The organism is Flavobacterium pectinovorum (genome assembly GCF_006438875.1).
Lineage (GTDB): Bacteria > Bacteroidota > Bacteroidia > Flavobacteriales > Flavobacteriaceae > Flavobacterium > Flavobacterium pectinovorum_A.
Genome location: NZ_RCZH01000033.1, coordinates 1 through 23,134 on the forward strand (window position 1 = coordinate 1; position 23,134 = coordinate 23,134).

The 23,134-nt window shown below is 32.7% G+C and carries 18 protein-coding genes, 1 tRNA gene, 1 rRNA gene and 1 pseudogene; 9 read left to right on the forward strand and 12 right to left on the reverse strand.

The window, feature by feature from the left end; translation table 11 throughout:
• Positions 1–144 precede the first annotated feature (144 nt).
• Positions 145–254 (forward strand): 5S ribosomal RNA (gene rrf / locus EAH81_RS26865).
• Between the two features lie 114 nt (positions 255–368).
• Here rrf and EAH81_RS26870 read toward each other — a convergent pair.
• The gene (locus tag EAH81_RS26870) at positions 369–539 is read right to left on the reverse strand and encodes a transposase (protein WP_317130514.1); all 171 of its coding nucleotides are present in this window, start codon (positions 537–539) and stop codon (positions 369–371) included.
• A gap of 160 nt (positions 540–699) precedes the next feature.
• Positions 700–1,719, reverse strand: a complete 1,020-nt coding sequence (locus EAH81_RS26875) for a proline iminopeptidase-family hydrolase (protein WP_140512060.1) — start codon at positions 1,717–1,719, stop codon at positions 700–702.
• Positions 1,720–2,626: 907 nt separating this feature from the next.
• Between EAH81_RS26875 and EAH81_RS26880 the strand changes: the two genes are divergently transcribed.
• Positions 2,627–3,331: a polysaccharide lyase gene (locus EAH81_RS26880; protein WP_241676667.1), complete on the forward strand. Its 705-nt coding sequence runs from the start codon at positions 2,627–2,629 to the stop codon at positions 3,329–3,331.
• A gap of 253 nt (positions 3,332–3,584) precedes the next feature.
• On the opposite strand, the gene EAH81_RS26885 is transcribed toward EAH81_RS26880, so the two are convergent.
• The 7 genes from EAH81_RS26885 to EAH81_RS26915 all read right to left on the reverse strand — a co-directional run bounded on the left by EAH81_RS26885 (position 3,585) and on the right by EAH81_RS26915 (position 15,798).
• Complete coding sequence (locus tag EAH81_RS26885; RefSeq protein WP_140512062.1) at positions 3,585–4,211, reverse strand: NAD(P)-dependent oxidoreductase; 627 nt, start codon at positions 4,209–4,211, stop codon at positions 3,585–3,587.
• A gap of 1 nt (position 4,212) precedes the next feature.
• The gene (locus tag EAH81_RS26890; protein WP_140512063.1) at positions 4,213–5,019 is read right to left on the reverse strand and encodes an inositol monophosphatase family protein; all 807 of its coding nucleotides are present in this window, start codon (positions 5,017–5,019) and stop codon (positions 4,213–4,215) included.
• Between the two features lie 81 nt (positions 5,020–5,100).
• On the reverse strand, positions 5,101–5,961 hold the full coding sequence (locus EAH81_RS26895) for an AraC family transcriptional regulator (protein WP_140512064.1): 861 nt from the start codon (positions 5,959–5,961) through the stop codon (positions 5,101–5,103).
• Positions 5,962–6,487: 526 nt separating this feature from the next.
• A complete protein-coding gene (locus tag EAH81_RS26900) occupies positions 6,488–10,423 on the reverse strand; it encodes a leucine-rich repeat domain-containing protein (RefSeq protein ID WP_140512065.1) in 3,936 nt (1,311 codons plus the stop codon).
• Positions 10,424–10,470: 47 nt separating this feature from the next.
• Positions 10,471–11,232 (reverse strand): LytR/AlgR family response regulator transcription factor, encoded by a 762-nt coding sequence (locus EAH81_RS26905; RefSeq protein ID WP_140512066.1) that lies wholly within the window; start codon positions 11,230–11,232, stop codon positions 10,471–10,473.
• A 33-nt stretch (positions 11,233–11,265) separates the two neighbouring features.
• On the reverse strand, positions 11,266–13,200 hold the full coding sequence (locus tag EAH81_RS26910) for a tetratricopeptide repeat protein (protein WP_140512067.1): 1,935 nt from the start codon (positions 13,198–13,200) through the stop codon (positions 11,266–11,268).
• 1,116 nt (positions 13,201–14,316) lie between these two features.
• On the reverse strand, positions 14,317–15,798 hold the full coding sequence (locus tag EAH81_RS26915) for a Fic family protein (RefSeq protein WP_140512068.1): 1,482 nt from the start codon (positions 15,796–15,798) through the stop codon (positions 14,317–14,319).
• A gap of 638 nt (positions 15,799–16,436) precedes the next feature.
• Between EAH81_RS26915 and EAH81_RS26920 the strand changes: the two genes are divergently transcribed.
• The 6 genes from EAH81_RS26920 to EAH81_RS27585 all read left to right on the forward strand — a co-directional run bounded on the left by EAH81_RS26920 (position 16,437) and on the right by EAH81_RS27585 (position 19,677).
• The gene (locus tag EAH81_RS26920; RefSeq protein WP_140512069.1) at positions 16,437–16,853 is read left to right on the forward strand and encodes a hypothetical protein; all 417 of its coding nucleotides are present in this window, start codon (positions 16,437–16,439) and stop codon (positions 16,851–16,853) included.
• A gap of 43 nt (positions 16,854–16,896) precedes the next feature.
• Positions 16,897–17,178 (forward strand): helix-turn-helix domain-containing protein, encoded by a 282-nt coding sequence (locus EAH81_RS26925; protein WP_140512070.1) that lies wholly within the window; start codon positions 16,897–16,899, stop codon positions 17,176–17,178.
• A gap of 79 nt (positions 17,179–17,257) precedes the next feature.
• On the forward strand, positions 17,258–18,025 hold the full coding sequence (locus EAH81_RS26930) for a metallophosphoesterase (protein ID WP_140512071.1): 768 nt from the start codon (positions 17,258–17,260) through the stop codon (positions 18,023–18,025).
• A 445-nt stretch (positions 18,026–18,470) separates the two neighbouring features.
• A complete protein-coding gene (locus EAH81_RS28195) occupies positions 18,471–18,635 on the forward strand; it encodes a helix-turn-helix domain-containing protein (RefSeq protein WP_410501123.1) in 165 nt (54 codons plus the stop codon).
• Between the two features lie 170 nt (positions 18,636–18,805).
• On the forward strand, positions 18,806–19,531 hold the full coding sequence (locus EAH81_RS26940; RefSeq protein WP_140512072.1) for a DUF6088 family protein: 726 nt from the start codon (positions 18,806–18,808) through the stop codon (positions 19,529–19,531).
• A complete protein-coding gene (locus EAH81_RS27585; protein ID WP_161595868.1) occupies positions 19,531–19,677 on the forward strand; it encodes a hypothetical protein in 147 nt (48 codons plus the stop codon). The genes EAH81_RS26940 and EAH81_RS27585 overlap by 1 nt, the downstream gene beginning before the upstream one ends.
• Positions 19,678–19,908: 231 nt before the next feature.
• Here the strand turns inward: EAH81_RS27585 and EAH81_RS26945 are convergent, their stop codons facing one another.
• The 3 genes from EAH81_RS26945 to EAH81_RS26955 form a co-directional block, all read right to left on the reverse strand.
• Positions 19,909–20,928, reverse strand: coding sequence for a YhcG family protein (locus EAH81_RS26945; RefSeq protein ID WP_140512073.1), 1,020 nt, complete (start codon positions 20,926–20,928; stop codon positions 19,909–19,911).
• 765 nt (positions 20,929–21,693) lie between these two features.
• Positions 21,694–21,778: transfer RNA gene (locus EAH81_RS26950), tRNA-Ser, on the reverse strand.
• Between the two features lie 649 nt (positions 21,779–22,427).
• Positions 22,428–22,754, reverse strand: a complete 327-nt coding sequence (locus tag EAH81_RS26955) for a WG repeat-containing protein (protein WP_140512074.1) — start codon at positions 22,752–22,754, stop codon at positions 22,428–22,430.
• Positions 22,755–22,925: 171 nt separating this feature from the next.
• Here EAH81_RS26955 and EAH81_RS26960 point away from each other — a divergent pair.
• Positions 22,926–23,134, forward strand: a pseudogene (locus tag EAH81_RS26960) (IS982 family transposase); the annotation flags it as partial.

Consider the following 23,134-nt stretch of genomic DNA (forward strand, 5'->3'; position numbering starts at 1 on the left):
CTCCCGACTGCGGTCGGGAGAAGAAACTTTCTAAAACTAAAATACTTTCTTTATCTCAGTATGTTAAGATATTACTCTTAATTATGAATTGTTAATTATCAATTATTAATTAAAAGAAAATTGCCCAAAGCAATTATAACTTCTTAAGGTGGTTATTGCGGCGGGGCTCACCTCTTCCCATCCCGAACAGAGTAGTTAAGCCCGCCTGCGCAGATGGTACTGCAGTTATGTGGGAGAGTATGTCGTCGCCTTTCTTTTGAAAATCCTCATCATTTTTTGATGGGGATTTTTTTTGTTTTATATAATACTGGAATTTGGGCGAAACTCGAAAAGTGGGATCAACACGAAAACCTGTGGAGTAGCAAAAATTAAGCATAAATATTAGTTAGTCTGAAAAGGAAGTATTCTATATTTCTAACGCCCCTGAATTTTGACCTAAATGCTTTTATTTTTGCGTTGAAAGATTCTGCCGAAGCGTTGGTGCTTCTGTTGTCAAAATAATTCAATATGGTTTGATAATGATTTATAATTGGGATCAAGACGAAAACCTGTGGAGCAACAAAAATTAAGCATAAATATTAGTTAGCCTAAAAAACAAATATTCTACATTCCTAACCCCCTCTGAATTTTGATCTAAATGCTTTTCTTGTAAAATAGATTTCTTATTTTATTAAGTTTTATCAAGTTTGAACAAAATTTCTAAAACTTTTCGGAATTTACATCATTTATGAACTGAATAACACCAGCCATAAAGACTTGTTGGTCGTCCCACATTGCTAGATGACTTCCGTTTGGACAATATAAAAATCTGCCATTTTGAACTAATTTACTTTGTTTTTCCATTGCTTTTGGATCCATTGTGTCGTATTTTGCTCCAATCATTAATGTTGGAATTTTAATTTCGTGTAAACGATTCTTAATGTCCCATTTAGCTAATCGACCGCTTATACCAAATTCACTTGGACCCTGCATCAAGGTATATATCTCTCCATTAATGTGCTTGTTAGCGCGATTTAAGCCATTTGGCCATTCTTTTAATCGGCATAAGTGTTGCTTGTAAAAATTAGGAATAAGCAACTCCATATAACGAGGATTATTAAAATCTTTTTTAGCTTCCAGAGCTCTAATTTCTGCTAATATTTCCGGTTTCATTTGCTTTGCTAATACTTCGTCTGCATATTTACCATATTCGGGCGCGCTTGCTACCATATTTGCTACCAATAAAGCTTTCATGTTCTTTTGGTACTTCAGTGTGTATTCCATCGCTAAAATTCCTCCCCAGGAATTTCCAAGTACATAAAAATTGCTGCTATCTGCTCCAATTGCTTTTCGTACTTGTTCTACTTCTTCCACAAAACGTTCCGTAGTCCATAAACTGCTGTCTTTTGGCTGATCGCTATAATAAGATCCTAATTGGTCATATTCATAAAATTCAAAGCTCTGCCGTTGAAAAAAAGTCTCGAAACATTCCATGTATTCATGTGTCATCGCTGGTCCACCATGCAATAGCAATATTTTTATTTTTGGATTATCACCAAATCGTTTGGTCCAGACTTTAAATTCGCCAATAGGTGTTTTAATTGGAATCATTTTTACGCCAGCCGATTCAACTTCATCGTTTTTATTATAAGTGAAATAATCTGAAAGTGATTCTGTTTTAGTTTCATTTTTACAGGAAACAGTTAATAGAATTGTTAGTAAAAGGAGTGTAGGGCGCATGATTTTAGGTTTAAAAGATTATAAACGTTTGGATATATTTTTAACTAAAATACAAATTAAAATTAGTTTTTTTGGCAATGAAATGGTTATATTTCAGATGTTTATGCTTTTGTAAAAACATTGATTTTTGTTTTTTACAGATTTGAATTTATGTAACAATAAATACAGCTAAGTCATCTATAGTAACAAATCAATATAACTGTAGAGGCAACAGTATTTAAGATTGCCAATTGATTTTATAAATAAAATGCAAAAACAACTCAAATTTTATGCTCTTACATTTGTGAAAGGATTCGCAAATATCTTTTCTGAATTACCGAGATGATTTTTTAGATTATTTAAAAAAAAAACATATTGGCCTGCAAGTGTTGGCAAGATAAATAGTTATCCCTTACTGGAAATATTGCTTTCGCATCATGACAAATAAATTACGCAGAAGAAGATCTTAGTTATATAATAAACCGTTTTTAAATGATAGCACTTGCAAATTTAGTATATCATACTCAGGAAAATTTTGTAACCTTCAACTTGATTGCAAAAAATCATTAATCTTAATAGCAAATTTTTAGACAACCTCCAAAGTCATTTGATTTTGGAGGTTTTTTGTTTAAAATAATTAATCTGATTTAATGTATAATATTTTAAATACTTAATTATTTGAGTGCTAGATATTGTTTTAAATCTAAAAAAATATGTCCAAAATACATAATGGGATTTTTGTGTACGTAAAAACGTACTTTATTACTCCTCATGTCAATTATTATTAATGAACTTTACAGTGTTAATTACTAACAATTAATTATTTACTAACCCTAAACCTTTAAAAATGAAAAAAATCCTAAAACTAACATGTTTACTATTTATAGTATTAATGTTTAATTCCTGTGAAAAGGAACAAGATTTAAATGTGTCACAAAGCACTAGCAAAGACGTGTCACAAAGCGCTAACAAGGACGAGTCGCAAAGTACTAAAAAAGAGACTGCTGCAGCTGCTGTGTTAGGTAGTGCGGGAGCCAGAACGATCACGTTGCAAACAAATACATTATCGTGTCCAGGTGGCTTATGTACATCGTATGGCGTTTGGTCAGAGGGTGTTTACACCGTTTGGTTCCAGATGAAATTTAATTCCGGATTTTATTGGAGCAGAGGCGGTAAATGCGGGTATGGCATACTTATTGGCGATCAGAATACTGGTGGCGACCCGGGATGGGATGGTAATGGCGGTAGTGCCAGATTTATGTGGTATTGTCCAAATGGGTCAAATAGTGCCAAAGGAAGCGGAGCTTATCTCCAACCGTACGTCTATTATAAAGATCAGCCTGGACAATTTGGTAATGATTTTGGAAAAAAGTATTACATACAAGAAGGAGTGACATATAACTGTCAGATATCTGTTAAGTTAAATACTGGGTCAAATACCAATGGATATGTCAAATATTATGTAAATGGTACCGAGATGTTAAATCAAACAATTCGTTGGGTGACTAACGATTCTAAAAGAAATGTTAATGCAGTAAGCCTTCATACTTTCCGTGGTGGTAGTCAAGAGTACTGGAAAGCTCCGGTAACAAGTTCTATTTATTATCCTAGTGCATCTTGGGATGCTCAATAGTATTTATAGATCTTAAAACAATTTGACAGAACAAATAAAAGATACAAGATAGGTGTTGAAATAAGTACACTATTCTTTGATAAAATAGGTAATTTTTGAAAAGTATGCCAGAAAGAAAAAGCCTTTAGACATTGATGTTTAAAGGCTTTTGACTTTGAATGTTTCTTTTGAAACTTCTGCTGGCGGAGAAAAAGAGATTCGAACTACCTAGTGTGAATCTAATAAAAAACAGAGTAATTTGTTTTTTTGTCAATTAACTTGTCAAGGCGACATATTGATAAAGTCTTTTTGGATTTTCTGCTTCGGTAATTAAGAATTGGGCAACATCGGCTCTTGAAATCTTCCAAATTTTCATTCCTTTCTGGAGTCCGGAAATTACTTTATAAGTTGAACTTGCATCTGCATTTGTAAGCATTCCGGGTCTGATTATTTCCCATTTAAGGGCACTATTCGTGATTATTTCTTCCATTATTGTTTTATTGATGTATTGGTCTTTCAGGAATAAAGAAATAATCGTTCGCATAAATAAACTCAAATAATTTTTACTTTTTCCTGCTCCAAAACCTGTAATTACGAGAACAGGAGAAGAGAAATTTAAATCATCAGTAACCTCAATCAATGTATTTGCAATGTCAGAAAATAAAGTAGTTGCTTTTTTATTTTTTGTTCCAACAGTTATAAGTACAACATCAGAACCTTTTATTGCATTTTTTAAATCTAATGTAGACGTAGCACTGCCATTTATTTTAATTAGATTAGGATGATTTGGAATTTGATCTGTATTTGTCGATAACGCCGTTACGGTATGTCCTTTTTGGAGCGCTTGTATTACCGATTGTAACCCAATTCCGGCTCCGGCTCCTATAGTTGCTATATTCATTTTAGTTTGTTGATTTAATTTGAAAATATTTTTCAGAAATACTTTTTGGCGCAGCCAATAAACTTTCGCTTCCCCATTTCCATGGAGTCCCATCTGCTGTCAGGATTTCTGCACCAGCTTCTTTGGCAATAAGTAATCCGGCAATCCAATTATAAGTATCAAGATCTTCCTCAACAAACAAATCGATTCTTCCCGCACCAACGTAAGCTAATTGTAAGCCGTGTGGTCCGTAATTTCTAACAATTCCAAAATTCTTAAGCAGTTTAGTTACATTAGAACCAATTTTATCATATAAGTTATTGTTTGATTTATCCTGATGTCCATATTCAAAAACAGCAAGCATAATTGCCAAATCTGTTTTGCGGCTAAGTTCTAGAAGTTTACCATTCATAAAAGCACCTTCGCCATCTTTTGCCCAAAATATTTCATTAGATAAAGGATCATAGATAACAGAAAAAAAAGGTTTTCCGTGACGTACAAGTGCCAGATTTATGGTCCATCCAGCAATGTGCTGAAGATATTGTATAGCACCGTCCATTGCGTCACAAAGCCAATATTCATTCTGTTCTGCTGGAATTCTTTGTGAATCAGTATCAAATTCGTCGCCAATATGCCATGGAATACTTGGAAATTCCTTAGATAAATCTTCTTTTAAAGAAGTCAAACAGAATATGTCAATATCCTCTAATTGTTTCAAGAGTTCATCCATAGTCTGTGGTATGGCATTTTGCTTATAATCTTTTAAAAAGGCGTTACCCACTTTTCGTACTGCATAAAGTATGGTTGGGATACTAATTTCATTTTGCATATCAATTGTATTATTAATTATAATGCAAAATTAGTTGTAACAGGAACTCTTAATGTAGTTTCAATAAGGGGAAAGATAGTCCTAATCACGGAATTTTTTTCGAAACTCAAGAGGAGTGAAGTTTGTTACTTTTTTAAAAAGTTTTCCAAAATAAACCGGTTCGTCATAACCAACCTCATAAGCGATTTCCTTAACGCTATTATCCGTAAAATACAACAGCCTTTTAGCTTCCAAAACAGATGCTTCCTGAATATGAACAGATACAGGACTTCCAGTTAACAATTTGACAGTATCATTTAAATGAGCAACCGAAATAGAAAGTGCCGAAGCATATTGTGAAGGCTTTTTCCATGTTTTAAAATGCTCTTTTGTTAACCTAATAAAAGTTTCTTTAATTATAATGCTGCGATTTTCTTTCTCTTTATCAAGGGATAAATTAGAAACTATTTCTCCCGAAATTAGATTTAAAAGACCATTTAGTAACGAATGGATACTTTTTTGAATATAGTTATTTGTGTTTTCTGACTGTAATTTCTCTATTAAATCCATCAGAATTATAAGTTGCTGATAAAAATTAGATCTTTGTTCGAGCAAAAATGGATTATTGATTTTGTTTTCTAAAAGTTGCAGAACTTCTTTGCTAACTAATGAGGAATCAAAACTAATCATCCATCCTTTAGGGTTTTGTACCTCTATAATATGATGAACTTCTTCAGGAAATATACAAAGTAAAGCAGGTGCCGTAAATTCAATATTTTCAAAATCAATATTTAATTTAAAATTTCCATTTAATGCTAACATTAATTGACAGTGATTATCTCGGTGTGGTTTAGAAACATCGTGCTCATTAGCTTCTTCATTCTCCATATTAACAATAATAATTCCTGCCTTTGAATGAGGTGAAAGTTCAAATTGTTTAATAATATGGTTTTGATTTTTCAAGATTATAATAGAATCATTTATAGATGTTATGCACTATCTAAAATTAGCAAAAAATAGAGGTTAAAACGCCAAATCTTTCAAATTCCATTTCTAAACAAAATAAAAAAGAGGGACTGAAAGCCCCGTAAAAATAGGTTTTTTTATGAAAAAAAATAAAGTAAGTGAGCAAATAATATTGCACAAAAAGGCTTTTTGTTGACTTTTTTAATTTTTCATAATATTTAGTCCTTGCGTAAACCATCGATCTAATAGCATGGCTATTTGGTTTTACACCATCAATTTTCTACTCCCATAAGAAACTGACAAAGGGAGCAACAATCACACAAAACTTAAAATCTAAAAATGTTTCAGATCTTCTTCTCATTCTAATAAGTTCTTCAAAGTTCTTAGTATGCGGTTTATTTTCAAAATATATAATATTTTGTATGCAATGGCTTAATAATCCTTTGTGGAGGATTAAAAAAAAGCCTTCCAAAATCGAATCATTTTAGAAGGCTTTTTAAGATGGAATAATAATTACCTAAATTTATTCCTTAATTAATTTTTCGACTTTAACTCCGTTATCTGTTGTAACTCTGATGAAATAAAGCCCGTTTGATTTGTTAAAAATATTCAGCTGTGCTGTATTATTGTTTTCAATTTTAGTTTGCAGGATTCTTCCCTGAACGTCAAATAATTCAATTTTTTTGATGGTATTGTCGCAATTGATATTCACAGTTCCTTTCGTAGGATTTGGATATAATGCAATACTTTTATCCGTTTCAAAATCTTTAATTCCCAAGGATTTAAAAATAGTTTCGGCTTTATTGGTTTCAATTGGCGAATTATAATCAAAGAAGATATCGGCTTGTTTTTCAACATGATCACCGCTAATAAGGTTATCAGAACTTTTAATTTTGAATAAAATGCTTCCATGTCCGCCAACCGGAGGTTTGTTAGTCTTTCCGTTAGCAGTTTCAGGTGCACCTAAATTGATGTTTTTAAAGACAAACTCAACTACATTGCCATGAATAAAGGTTTGCGCCTGATGAGAGGTATCTAATAGCTGCAAAGAATGAATGTTATATTTGCTTTCATCAACAACTACTTTTACAATTACAGTTTCGGCTGCATAAGTTCCGGTATTTTCAAAATTAACGATGTAATGCAGATAATCACCAATCGTACTAGGAGAAGCACTCGGACCTTCTAAACACGTTATATCATTCGGGTCAAAAGCTCCCACAACAATCTGATTAAAGGCAAATGTATTATCTGTAGGTGTTACATCGCCTGCAACTGGTGTTATTGATGTTACGAAGTTTAATATATCGCCATTGTTAACGGCAGGAGTTTCCTGAGGAGAGTTTACATTATATACTAACTCGATAACGCGGCTTTCAAAAGGTAAAAGAGCGTTGTAATCCCAACTTAAATTATTAGGCGTTTGAGCATCTGCTGCCGGTTGTGCCGAAAGTAAATCTAATCTTGAATCATCAAATGTTAATGTGATATTGCCGGACAGAATCTGGTTTCCTTTGTTTTTGTAGACAATTTTATATGTGGCATCAAAACCTGGTCTTGCGGGTGTAATTGGGCTAATCACGACTTCTAAATCAGGAAGAACGCCATTTGCAGACAAACAGAAACTTTGGTTGCTGATATTGTAATTATCATCTGGAAATGTAACAGAAGCTGTTGCGGGTGAAATGTTGAATGCGGATGCATTTTCTATATTTGGATAGATATCATAGGTTCCGGATTGTGTGTAAAAGGTCGAAATTCCTTCAGAATTTGTAAAGGCACTTCCAATAGTAGAACCGTCGTTGATGTCGATTCTAATATTTGGATGTAAAGGATCATTAACATTGCAGCCGTTATTATTACCATCAAAAATAGTGGTTCCAATAAGTGTATTATGGGGTCCGCCGGGACTTATGCTACAATAAGAATTAGAAACTGTTGTCGTCATTCCCTGATTATTAAGATCTGTTTGCACACTGGCTAACTGCGCATCATCAGCACAGATATAAGCTAATGTTGGGTTGTTTGAAAATCTTAAATCACTTTCATTACTTCCGTTTTTTATAAATAAAGTGGTCAATGAATTGTTTTGGCACCACAAATAAGTAAGCTTGTTTTGCGCACTCGCATCCAGTGTTGCAATTTGATTATCATTACAATAAAGCCCTTCAATATTTGGAGAATTATGTACATCCAGTATTGTAATTTGATTATGAGCACATATAAAACTTCTTAATTTAGACAAATTATTTATATCAATATTGCTAAGCTGATTAAAACCACAATTAAGCTCCGCAAGATTAGTCAAAGTAGTTACATCTAAAGTAGTAAGCTGATTGTTATCGCACTGAAAATAAGCCAGATTAGTAAGCGGCAATACGTCAAGACTTGTTAATTCATTATAGCTGCAGCTAAAATTGATAAGATTTGTTAAGGCACTTACCGTAATATTGGGCAGTTTATTGCCGGTGCATTGCAAATAAACAAGCTTTGTTAAGTTGTTTACATCAAGCGTTGTCAACTGATTGCTGTTACAGCTTAAATCTGTCAGGTTGAGAAACGAACTTACGTCAAGAGCTGCAATTTTATTATTATCGCAATATAAATTCGTAATTTGGTTTAGGCCATTCAAACTTAATGTTGCAATTTGATTATTACCACAATTTAATTTGGTAAGATGAGGCATATCTTCAACATTTAGCGCACTTATATTGTTATAAGAACAATCTAATTCGGTAATATTAATTAGGCCAATCATATTTAGATTAGACAATTGATTATGAGAATAGTTTAGATTTGTGATATTCGTTAAACCAATCAAATCTAAACTTGTCAGCAGATTATAAGAACAATCTAAAGTAGTAAGATTGGTTAATCCGTTTACAACCAAAGTGGCAAGACGATTTTTGGACAATTTTAATTGCTCTAAATGAATTAGATTATTGACATCTAAAGAAGTGATTCGGTTTCCTAACGCGCCCAGTACATTGTCAAACATATAGTTAGAACAATCTAAAAATTTAAGATGGGTTAAACCTGCCACATCTAATGACGTGAGCTGATTGCCTATAATATCTGTTGAAGCATCACTAGAACAATTTAAATATTCAATATTTGGTAATCCGTTAAGGTTTAGGCTTGTAAGTTTGTTGTTGCTAACATCTAAATGCTTTAAATTAGGGATATTAGTTAGATCAATAGTACTAATTTTATTTCGGCTAAAATCTAAATACTCAAGATTAGATAAATTGGTAAGGTTTAAAGCAGTTAATTTATTATTGTTACAAATTAAAGAATTCAAATTGCTTAATCCGTTTAGGCTTAAAGTAGTAAGCTGACTATTAGAACAGTTTATTCCTTTTATATTCGTCACGCCCGAACCGTTTATTGTTAAAGTGGTCGTTGGGTTGCCATACAAATACAAGTTAGCAAGCGGGTTAAAACCGGATACATTTACCGTTACGTTTGCCTGAGGTAAAGTTAAGTTTAGGTTTTCGATACCTTGAAATCCGTTTAGGGTTAAAACTGAATTTGAACCCGTATATTGGAAGTTTTTAAGCGCATTTAAATTCGTTCCATTAATGATTAAATTGTTTGGCGAATACGAACATTCCAAAGTAGTAAGTTCTGTTAGATTGTTTAAATTTAAAGTCGCAATACTATTTTCGCCACAGCTTAAACCTTTAAGATGTGGTGCATTGCTTAAATCTAAAGTCGTAATTTGATTGTAAAAACAATTTAACTGAGTAAGTTTAGCCAAAGCACTGACATCAAGACTTGTAAGCAGGTTATAACTACAGTATAATTCTTCGAGATTTGCTGCACCGTTTACATTTAAGTTTGCCAGTTTATTGGTAATACAAATTATAGTTTTAAGATTCAGTAATCCATTTACATTTAAGGTTGTAAGTTTATTATTTTCGCCAATAAACGCAGTAAGATCTGTTAGACCAGTTAAGTCCAGGTTTGTCAATTGATTGTTACTGCAATACAATATGGTAAGTTTGGTCAGACCATTCAAATTCAGACTTGATAACCTATTGCCATCACAAAACAGCTGCGTAAGATTTGGTGATGCACTTACATCTAATGTCGCAATAAAATTTCCGGAGCAATTTAAAGTAACAAGATTTGTTAAAGCGCTAACATTAAGATTGAGCAGCAAATTATTGGTACAATCTAAATTTTTAAGGTTCGTAAAACTTGAAATTCCGGTTAGATCAAAAATAGCTGCATTCCACACGCGCAGTCTGGAAACTGCCAGCGCTTCGCTGTTTTGAATTTCGCCATCATTATTACTGTCAATTTTAATAGCGTTTCCAGCGGCATTAAATGCTATAATATTAGTAACATCTGCTTCGAGCAATTTTGCTTTAAAATTAGCGTCGGGTATAGCGATGTTTTGTGCGTTTACCATTGCAGAAAATAGTAAAAGCAATAAGAGTAATTTTTTTCTCATAATTTTGATGATTGGTTTCGTTAGAAAATATTGGGGATAGTGTTGTATTAAAGTGAATTGATTAATTCTTGTAATTTTTCTTTTTTGCTCTGGGCAATCGGAATATTGGCATTATCAGCCATAATCACATAACCGCCATCTGTTTTAATGTATGATTTCAGATAAGATAAATTGATTAAATGCGATTGGTGAATGCGCTCAAAGCCATGTTCAGAAAGTAGTTCTTCGTATTCCTTAAGTGTTTTCGAAATCAAAACAGGCTTGTGGTTTTTGATGAAGAACTGCGTGTAATTTATTTTGGCTTCACACCGAATAATATCCGAAACTTCAAACAAATGAATTCCGTCACTGGTCGATAATGCGATTCGTTTGAAATTATCTACTTTCTTTCGGATGTTTTCCAGCAATAAATCGATGTTCTCAAATGAATTATTTTTACCGACAGCTTCTTTTATCTTGTTCATTGTCAGCTGTAATTCTTCAGGATCTACAGGTTTCAGAATAAAATCTAAGGCACTGAATTTAAAAGCTTTCAGCGCATATTGTTCGTGAGCGGTAATAAAAACTACGTGGGCTTTTAGTTTATCGTTCAACTTAGAAATTTGTTCCAGAATATCAAAACCCGTTCCGTCGGTCAAATGAATATCAAGAAAAATAACCTGCGGACGCAATTTTTGTATGGCGGCGATTCCGGTTTTTACACTTTCGGCTTCTCCAACAATAAAAATGTCATTGGTATAACGGTCTAAAAGCGCTTTTAAACCCGTTCTTAAATGTTTGTCGTCGTCGATTAGTAAGGCTGTTATCATTGGTTTTTTGTATTATAATTTTGGTAGTATAGCTTATGGTATATATTGAATTGGCAGGAACAAAGTAACTTTGGTACCTGTTTTTTGTTGTGCCGAATTTAATTCGATGATCTCGATTTTTGCAGATTTGGAAGTGATTGATTCCATAATCTTCAATCGTTTTCTGGTAATGTCCAACGCCATTGATTGATGCGCCGTAACCGAGTTTTCTTTTAAAATTTTCGATTCTGATAAACCAATTCCGTCATCGGTAATCATGCAAACCAATTGTTGGTTCTGAACATCAAAATTGACACTTATTTTTCCTTTTCCTTCTTTGGGAACCATACCATGAAGAATGGCATTTTCGACAAAAGGCTGAATCAATAATGGCGGTAATCCCATATTAAATTCCACGTTTTCGGTGGCTTGAATTTCGAATTCAAATTTATCATGAAAACGAAGCTGTTCAAGTTCCAGATAATTCTGAAGGCTTTCGATTTCTTTATCAATCGGAATCAGGGAACCTTTAGAATATTCAAGCGTAAGACGCATTAACTTAGAAAATTTCGACAAATATTTTAGGGCAGAGTCCGTTCCATTCTGAACAATGAAACTCGATATTGAGCTCAGGCAATTAAAAACAAAATGCGGATTCATTTGCAAATGCAATGCTTTTTGTTCGTATTCGGCCACTTCTTTTTTCAATGTGAGTTGGCGTTTTACCTGCATTCGGTTATAAATTACCATACTTAGCGCAATTAATAATAATGCTCCGAAGATGGAAAAAATAACGAGTTGAATTTGTCTTTTATGCGCTTCAGAAAGTAAAGCTTCTTTTTTATTAAACTCATAATTCATTTCTGCTATGGCAAATTTTTTATTGGTTTCCTGATTAAGAATGCTGTCGCGGGCAATGATAAAATTTTTGTAATGTGCCAAAGCCTTTTTCGGGTCGTTTAGAGATTCATACAATTCGCTCAGTAATTGTTCTGTATGAAAAGTTTGGTCCTGTACGCCAATTTCTTTTGCATACGCCAATGATTTTATTGCAAAAGGAAGCGCTTGGCTGTATTTTTTCTGTTCCTGCAAGAGCGATCCAATATTATATAAGGCAAGAGAAGCGCCAAATTTATTTTGGATTTCTTCGTATAAAGCCAATGCTTTTTGATAATATTCGAGTGCCAGACCCTGATTATTCTGCTTATTATAATAATCACCCAGATAATTGTTTAAAAGAGCAAATCCGCGATTGTTTTGGTATTTCTCAAATCCTTTTTTTGCTTTTTCATAATACTGAATTGCATTTTTATACTCGCCCAATTCAAAATAAATAACGCCGATATTAGTGAGCGTTATTGGTGCATTTTCTTCATTGAGAGCCAATTGTATTTTGGATGCTTCTTTGAGATAATATAAAGCCTTGGGATAAATCTGCTGTGATTTATAGACCGTTCCAATGTTATTTAATACTTTAGAAATGCCTTGTTGTTCCTGAATTTCCTGATATAACTTTAAGGCTTGTTCGTAATTTTTCAACGCCAGCGTATAATTATTTTGTTCATAATATACTACACCGGAACTTGCATAGGCACGCGCCAAACCCTTTTTGAGTTCCTTTTTGCCAGGATTTTGCTTCAGTGCTATTCCGAATTCGGTCTGGGCATTTTTAAAATATTTTAAGGCAGCAGGATAATTTCCCAAAATAATAGAAGCGTTTCCCTTATTGGTAAAAGACGATGCCAGACCAAAAGTATAACTTGTTTTTGTGCTTAATATCGCTGCTTTTTGAGCGTAAAACAAAGTAGAATCAGGATCGATTTCTTTGTATAAATCGGCAATTGTATTATATCTGTTAACCTTTGCAGTATCCGCTTTGGTTAAACGCAATACGCTCATTAAACTATCTATTTGAGCATTTTGCGCATTTAGATTGCTGCAAATAATACTAACTAATAAGAAAACGGTTAAACGGAATTTTGGATTCACGTGGTTTTATTTTGGTTGTTGTGAAGCAAATGTATGATATGTTTTGAACTATCATAACGCCAATTATTATTTAAGCCGTTTTGGTTATTATTTGATACTTTTGGGTTATTAGCAATAGAATTTAGAGCTCAGAAATACCTGAATAGTTTAATAGTTTTTTCTTTTAAATTTTTCATAGTAAGATATTCAAAAGGAGAACAAAATGGAATATTTGATCGATAGTACAGTAACATTAAAAACACTATTGTACGGGGTATTGAAATGATATAAACTAAAAAATAATGGAAAAAATAATTTGAGTATATTTAATAATACATTTTTTGAAAGTTATCAATACCTTGTTAAAGAATTGTTTAAAGATGTAGTAGAAAGAGATCTTTTAATAGCTTTGATAATATTTTCTTTATTCAGGTAAAGGATAAGATTTGCGCAAGTCGGCCTTATTTATGGATTCAATGTCTCACTGGCGTTTTACTCTCATTTTTGGCAGGGTGCATTCAAAAAGAATATTACCCCAAAGCTGTTCTCTAGCATAATTCAACTTATTAGATTAGTAAATGTAGAATTATAACCTCATTTAAACAAGATGTAAACATACTTAACCTCTTTGATATCAGTACTTAAGATAAAATTTTTGGGCACATTTTCAAAATTTCCAAATGCGCCACGAACGCGCCACAAAGATTTTGCGCGATTTTATAAATATTGAAAAGTGGTATAAAAGGGTAAACCCTGCAAATCGTTGGATTTGCAGGGTTTGCCCTTTTATAGGCTTTTTTGAAAACTTTAAAAAGTTGAACTTTCCTTTCTTTTCGGGACTTCGCAGAGAAAGAGGGATTCGAACCTAAGCTCCGCATCCCGCTTGTATACTGCATTTCTAATATTTTTTTACCTGCTGTGCCACGAATGCGCCACAAACTTTAAAATACGTAAATTTAGAGCGTAACATCTTGTTTTTTAATAGGTTATGATTAACTGTTTTTTAAAACGTAAAAATACGTTTTTTTTATTTGTAATGTTGGACAAACTCACATAAATATTTCAAATTATATCAAAACAATTTATTTTTTATGTACATATTTTATAAATCTCTTTTTAGGTCGAATTAAGTCTGATCTATGTAGCCTTTATTTGTAAGATGTATTGATCACCTTCTTTAAAAGCGTTACTCTGTTCCAGAACGGTGTTGATTTCCTCTGTACCGATACCGGAAATAGAAGCGCTGAAAAGTTGAGCACGCTGTAGCATTCTAATATAAGTGTCAGGCTCGGATCTTCTGGTAAGTTGGCGTAGACCTCCAAGGTAGTCCTCCCTGAAAACAGTCGGTATTATAATTTTTGACTGTCCTGCATTAACAAGTTCTGCATTCATCATTATTCTGGCAATTCTTCCATTGCCATCTAAAAAAGGATGTATTTCACTAATCATAAACATCATGTATGCAGCCTTGGCAAATGGATGCGAGATTGCACGATAAAAATTGAAACCCTCATGCAGTGTACCCAGAACCTGGCTAAAATCTACAAAGGCTGTATCTCCAGCAAAATTGTTTTTTTCTTTAAAGTTTCCAGGATTTTTATCTGGTCTGGCACTCATAAGTATTTTGTGACGATACTTAAGCATATTAATAAGTTGTTCAACATCTGTAGGAACAATCGACATTTCTGTTTTACTGCTCACAATTTGAAACGTGCCTAGGACATCATGCGAATCCTCATTCCTTGTGGGAAGTGGAGTCTGTGTTGTAATTATCTTGCGGGCATCTTCTACATCAAATCTAGTTCCTTCTATGAAATTAGAAAAATACGCTTCGTAAAAAGCAAAATTTCTAAACTGCTCAGAATTTATATTTTTGTCTGTGATATCAGCAAAGGTTCTTTGCTGCAATTCGATAAATAGTTTTTCAAAAAGTTGGATTCTTGAAGGGTCATATGGATTTCCAAATGCCCTGGCCTGTGCAACAGGAGAAGTAAGAACACTGGATGTATGAGTAGTAAGGAGTGCGCTTATAATAATATTTAATCTAGTATATTCTTTGTGGAATTTCAATTCTTCACTTATCGTTCTGGCTTTATCTCTCAGTTCGTTGAGCCCTTTTTCACCTTGTATTCTTATAATCTTTTCAAGTTTTTCTTCTAATTCTTTTTTTTCCAGTGTTTTCAATTGTCCTGCTGATTTTCGAGAATCTTGAAAGTTCTCTAAAAAAGCTCTTTCTCTTTGAGATACAAATAAGCCATTACTCATTTCGTTATCCCCTGGAAGTGGGGCATATCCTTTTGTAATATTTAAAGTTACACCTGGAAGTGAAACTTTACGGTCGTAGCTATAAGTTAAAAAAACTTCTCCATTTTGTGTTGGAGCAAATTCTAAAGCGGAGCGGTGGCTTAGTAAAATTCCTGGATAAAGGTGACCCAAAATTTTATATAGATTTCTTCTGATTATCTCGGAAGCATCAGAATCAAAATTAGGCGTATAAATTTTTGCAGCAATTTTGCGAAGTTTTCCATCTCTTGTTAATTTTGAAATGGATCTGCTTATTTCAGGATCACTTGATGAAAAAATTATTTCCTGTAGATGGAGTGGTGTTGTTTTATCCATATCACAAATATTTCCAGCTAAGGTACAATTATTTTTGTCTTCGCACAAATTTTTAGGCGTAAGGCACTGTTGAATTACAAATTTTTAAGATTAAAGAGTTGTATTTGCAAATTTTTAAAGCTAAAGACTAAAAAAGTGGTGATTAACACAAATTTTTGCATTTATAAAATCGCTATTTCACAAATATTTACAATTATCACATGATATAGGTCAAATTTGTTCAATAGACTTTTCCTGAACTCATTAAAATCAAGTATCGTAATATTTACTGCTTTAGCGGTAAAAAAGCTATTTGATATTCTTTTTTGATACTTTGAAGTTTTTAAAATACATTTTTATACTATAAAATTCGGTGATTTTTACTCTTATACATGATCTTCTTAAAATACATAATTATATTCAAATTCATCATGTCTGCTGGGGTTTACTGCTAGTTAAATGTAGTGTAAATACTTAAATGTTAAATAAATAAAAAATTATAATGTGACAAATGGCACAGATAATACCACTTTCGACAATTATTTTAGCATTGTTTATAATCAGATTGGTTTTACAGCTTTAATAATATACAAGCATTGTTGGTGATTGTCCGACAGAAACTTCTAATGAAAAAAAATCAGAAATAATAACTTATTTAAATGACGAAATCCAAGACCTATGATATTTTAGATAATTTTTTTAAACTCGATATGAGGGTAAAAAAGATAGAAAACTTATTGCTCTTAAGTGAATCTCAGATTAATCTATCATCGTCGGAAAGATGCAAAAGCTCTTATAGTAAAAGTGAGCTTGCAATTCTTTTTTATATACTGATGGATGAAGGTCTGTTATTTTTTGATCCAGCTGATGTGAAAAAAAATCGGATCAGTTTTCAGGAATTTATAAGTGGAAATTTTACATATAGAGATAATGAAGGAGTTCAGAAAAATATAACTAGAATAAGTAGGCAGTTTTCTGAGTGTAAAGGTTATACTTATAAAGAAAAACAGATAAAATTTTTAGATGACTTGATTGGAATATTGATGGAGCGGAAAAGAAAACTTGAGAACTGGTAAGCTGAGGAAGAGAGAATTTATAACATTAACAAACAATTCAATTATGACAAAGAAAGAAAAGAGACAGGCTTTTATAATGGAGATTAAAAATATTATAGATCCTTTAATGTTAAAACTGGAAGTGATCGATTCAAAAATCAGTAAAGGGAAAACCTTGAAACCTGCTTATTACAGAAATGAGGATTTAAAAAAAATATTTGGGCTGTCTAATAATACTATTATAAAATACCGGCAGACGGGAGTGCTTCCATATACCAAATTGGGAGATATATTTTTATATGACAGTGTAAAGATTGAGGAAACACTTCGTGAGAATGGTAACTGAATGAATCATTTTTTTAATAACAATATATAGAGTAACTGACTTTCTTTTTGGTAGTCTTGGTTCTTTAAGAAATAAAAATATGGAGATAAACAGAATTCAATATGCTTCAGATCTGCATCTGGAGTTTATTAAAAACAAAGAATTTATGAGAGATAATCCCTTAATTCCAAATGGAGATATCTTAATTCTGGCAGGTGATATTGTACCTTTTACGCTCATGGATAAACATCAGGATTTTTTTGATTTCTTATCCGATAATTTCCAAATGACATATTGGATTCCTGGAAATCATGAGTATTACTATTTTGATGCTCTTCTTAAAACAGGAACTTTTTATGAAAAGATTAGAAATAATGTAATCCTTCTAAATAATTATGTTGTAGAATATGATAATTTAAAACTGGTTTTCTCGACTCTATGGTCCCACATTAGTCCGGTTTCCCGATTGAATATTGAAAGAGGGCTTAGTGATTTTCATGTTATTAAATATAATGGGACAAGGTTTTCAGCAGATGATTATAATAAGCTTTATTTTGAGAGTCTAGATTTTATTACTAAGATTCTAGAGGTCCCAGATTCTAAAAAAATTGTTGTCACAACTCATCATGTCCCGACTTTTAAAGAATATCCAAAAATGTATGAGAATAGTCCCTTGAATGGGGCTTTTGCTGTCGAGCTTTCAGAACTTATTGAGTTGTCAAAACCAATGAGCTGGATTTATGGGCACAGTCACTACAATACCAAAGACTTTGCAATTGGCAATACAAAACTGGTAACAAACCAGCTTGGCTATATTCAACGAGGTGAACATGAAAGGTTTTGCAGTGATAAAATTTTAATTTTGTAAATTTCATGATGTAAAGTTGTTTTTTACATATTCAACTTGTTCATTTAATTTTGTTTTTTAGTCTTATTGGAAAATAATTTATACAAACGTTGTTTTAATGGAAAAGATTTTACATCTAAGAATTGTTTGATGCTTATGATGGAAAAAAAATTATATAATTATAGTGGTGTTAAATTTTTAAGCTAATCAAACCTAAATTAAGTACTCTACACAAATTTTTGCATTTATAAAGCGCTTATTTTACAAAAAATTAAAGTTATAAAGTGTTTTCTAATAATATTCAAGGAGAATAAAATCACTTCCTTTAAAGAATTAGAATATTCTCAACATGAGGAGAGAAGTATATATTGGAATTTCGAATTGAACATTTTACTACTTTAAAATATTTTATCTTTGAAAGGAATTTATTAAAGAACAATAATTCATTATTATTGAAAAACAAAATATAGAGTGGAAACTATCGTGGAGAGATGAGTATTTCGAGTATATTTCTGCTTTTGCAAATGCTGATGGAGACAAGATTTATATTGGTATAAATGATAAAGGTGAAATTATAGGTATTTCAGATTATGAAAAAATTCTGGTGAACCTTCCTAATCGCATATATTAGAAATATGGAATTTGGGAACACTTCCAAAAGAATTATCTCCAGAAGATTTAAAACAGACTCACAGACGACCAAACTGATAAATACTAAAAAGAAATATTTAGAAATAATGTCAAGTAAATTATGGATAAAACTTGACATTTTGCATATAATTATTATCTTTGCAATGTATTATGACAACAACAGATAAAATAAACCGCAGAATAAAACAGATTGCGCCCGGAGAAGTATTTGGATATGCCTCGCTTGGTCTTTCTGCTGATGAAGTTATGGCAGGAGCAAAAGCTCTTAGCAGGTTAACTTCCAAGGGTATAGTTAAAAGAGCACGAAAAGGATATTATTATAAACCCAAAGTAAGTGTTTTCGGTGAGCAGAAGCCCAGAGAGGAAGCACTTCTGGGACTATATTTGTATGAGGACAGCAGGCAAACTGCTTATATTACTGGTACAAGGCTATATAACAGACTGGGACTCACGACACAGGTTCCAAATTCGGTGCGTGTTGCCTCTCATGACAGGCAGATAAAAGGACGTGCGGGAAGTGTGCTTGTAAAACCTGCGAAGAGTTATGTGAAGGTTACACCCGATAAGATACGATATCTTGAAATTCTGGATGTTATGAAAGATTTTAATTCTATTCCAGATATGCAGGCCAAAGACGGGCTTGCTTATTTAAAAAAAGAAATTGGCCGTTTAAAAAATGATGAGATTAAAAAGCTGGTATCTTATGGTATATTGTATCCTCCTAAAGTAAGGGCGCTGCTTGGAGCCGTGCTGGAAGATACAAAGAAAGAGGGTCATTTAAAGAAGCTCAAGGCATCAATTAATCCTTCAAGCCGTTATCAGTTTTCAATTACCGTGAAATTATTGCCTACTATTAATCTCTGGAATATAGAATAATGAATTTACATTTAGACAAAGATAGTTTTGAAGGGGTAATTGTAATTGATGCTGAACATTTTAAGGTTTCTGAGATTTTAATAGAGAAAGATTACTGGGTTACCTTTAATACTAAAACTGGAAGTGATCGATTGAAAAATCAGTAAAGGGAAAACCTTGAGACCTACTTATTACAGAAATGAGGATTTAAAAAAGATATTTGGGCTGTCTAATAATACGATTATAAAATACAGGCAGATGGGAGTGCTTCCGTATACCAAATTGGGAGATATATTTCTTTACGATGTTGAAAAAATAGAAGAAATTCTTCGGGAAAAAAGAGCTGGGTCATTTTTATGCTCCAGCTCTTTTTGTTTTATATTCTTATTATTCGTTTTCTATATCAACTTTTTTCTTTCTATTCTTTCCCTTGCCTCTGCTAAAAGGATATGAATTTTTTCTTCGAACTGTTTTTTAGGAGGCAGGTCTGTCCAATATTCAGCAACCATTATTCCGTCTTTGTGCATTTCGAGAAGTTCTATTTGTTCCCGGCTACTTTCGGCACAAAGAATTAGTCCTATTGGGGTGTTTTCTCCTTCTTGTTTTTCGTATTTGTCCAGCCATTTGAGGTATAACTCCATTTGCCCTTTGTGTTTGGCTTGGAATTTCCCTAACTTTAATTCTATGGCAACTAATCGTTTTAGTTTTCGATGATAAAAAAGCAAATCTAAAGTGAAGTCTTCTCCATCTATAATCATTCGTTTTTGGCGTTCTACAAACGTAAACCCTTTGCCTAGTTCTAATATGAAAGTTTCTAAATCGTGAAGTATTGCCTCTTCCAGATCCTTTTCTAAAAAAGTATTTTGCAAACCTAATAAATCTAAAATATATGGATCTTTGAATGTATTGAATGGAATTTTAGTTGATTCGATTATTTGTGCATCTGCGATGTTTGTTCTTTCATAAGCTTTCAAAGCAATTTGTCGCCTTAGTTCTCTGATTCCGTATAAATTATTTGATGCGTTTTGTGCATAAAATAGTTTTGATTCGATAGTTTTTAATGGTAATAATTCCACAAAATGCGACCAAGACAATTGTCGTGACAATGGCACCACAATTTGCAAATCGGTAAATTGCTCCGCAAACTGCATCATACGTCGTAAATTTCTTAATTCGAAATTATTACCATATCGTTCTTTCAATTGTGTCGACACTGTCGACACAATTTGTTTTGCATAATCTGCACGTTTGTTCTGTAGGATATCCTGATTGATACGATTACCAACTTGCCAAAACAAAATGGTAACGGTACTATTTGCCTGAACCGTTATTTGTTGTTTGTTTTGTTCTATAAGTTGTGATAACTCAATGAATAGATCATTTTCTAAAATCTTTAAACTATTGCTGTTGTCTGCCATATAATCGCTTATTCTACTGCTATATTGAAAAAAAAAATATTTTTCTGAATTGCGTCCGCAGTGTGGACGTAATTAAAAACTATTATTGAAATTAACCTTATTCTTGCAGACAAAACATCTGCCTATCTATGATTTACAATGATACGAAAAAGCACTGAAATGTAAAAGAGTGAAATATGAAGGGTTTTATTTTATTCAGAATCCCTTACGGGTATTTTTTTGTTAAAATGTATATTATCAGTTATTCTAGTAATGTTTTTTGTCAGTTCGCTGATCCTGTCATTAGGTTCTTTATAAGCTTTAAGTATATTGGATATGATGTTGATACAAAAAACAAGATATAACTATTTTAATGGCGTCAGTATGGCGTGAATATAATTATTTTGTCGGGAGTTTTTGTAATCTCAACTTGCCAGGTCATCTGAAGATTATCCAAAGCTTATGTATAAACATCAATCACATTTTGAGTTTAATATTGGCGGACTCACCCCGATACGAACCTTGATTCTAAGGTGGTGTCTATATCGGTTTTTAATCCAGAATTTATGATATGCCATGATTATGCCACAAAGTGTGTTAAGAGTGAAATTTGTGGCACAGGAACGCTCACTTCTGAATGCGCCACGAATGCGCCACGAAACTCAGCGTCTATAAATCTGCAAAAGAGTATAAATGAAAAGCCCTGCAAATCACTAGATTTGCAGGGCTGCTAATTTTTTAGGCTTTTTTATACTTTTAAGTATCCCATACTTTTCAAGCTTTCAGCGGAGGAAGAGGGATTCGAACCCCCGGACCTGTTACAGTCAACAGTTTTCAAGACTGCCGCATTCGACCGCTCTGCCATTCCTCCAGTAAGACGCAATCATTTTCTCATTGAGGGTGCAAAGATAAAATGTTTTTTCAATTCAAGAAATTTTTTTGATAGTTTTATAAAGGAAAAAACTTTTATCCCCGTCTATGACTTTAACTTAGGGTGTTAACTTCTTGTGGCAGAGGTTGTGAATACCATAATTTGCTTGTGCAATAAATGTAATAATAATATCAATCTTTATTGTTTTTTGCATTTTTTTATGTGACAATTACAATTGTGTCCGCACTGTGGACACAATTGTAAAAGTTTGTAAATCTGATGATTAATTCGGAACAGTATTGTCCGTGCATTCATGTTAAACCCATGGAACTGCTGCGTATAGAATTATTTAGGATTGGTAGTTAGACGTTTAAATTATCAAAATTAGTTCTATTATAGTATCTAGCTTAAAATTGGAGTTAACTATTTGGAAAGTTTACGATTAGGTGGAGGCGGTCGCTCTGTTATTCGAACCTACAGTTATTAGGTTTTGATTTCACGAAAGCCAGCTTTATAGAGAAAGGTAATCGCCAAGATTCTGCCCCAAATTTATAGCGCTTCTTTTGCAGCGCCCTATAACCGTTTTGTTATTGACATTTAAATTAGATCGATTCGCTACAACACCACGAGCACATTTCCGTGCTCTCAATTAATTATCAGTAGTATAATCTATAGAAACAATCTTTTCCTTATTGGAATTGGACCCTATAGCATTGTTAGCTTCTACTTCAGCAGGACCAGGAGCCTCTAAAACTGGTAATCCAACTTCGGGTGTGTATTTTCCAATATTTACAGGTACGAGGTTGTTGCCCCATGAGCCGACAGCATCGTAAATAAGAGGAATTACTTCATGTCCTGAGACATCAATAAACCCATATTTGCCATCCAGATGAACTTGAGCTAAATATTTTTTTTCTTTTTGTGCAGATGCGACAGAGTAAAATGCAATTAACAGAAGTAAGATTGGATATTTCATATAGAAGTGTTTCTAAAAAATTTATTATAATCTAAAGAGGGATGTAATTTTTTATTTCTCTATAAATGTAGAAAAAGTTTTTTTAATTAATTCAAGTTGCTAGTTTAGAGGTAATAAAAAAACAAAGCACAGGTTCAGTAAATTTGTTTTGCGAACCAATAAACCTTACCCATGCTTTGTAAAGACAAAATTATATCAATTTTTTGTTTAATAGACGATATTTTACAAGGAATTAATCATCCGGAAGATGTAAGAAGACATGTAAGTGACAGCGAAATTATCCTGACAGCAATTGTTTCTTCGACAAGTTTTTATGGCAATCACTGCTCAGCCATTAAGTTTATGAAAGAATATGGATTTATTCCAAAGATGCTTGATAA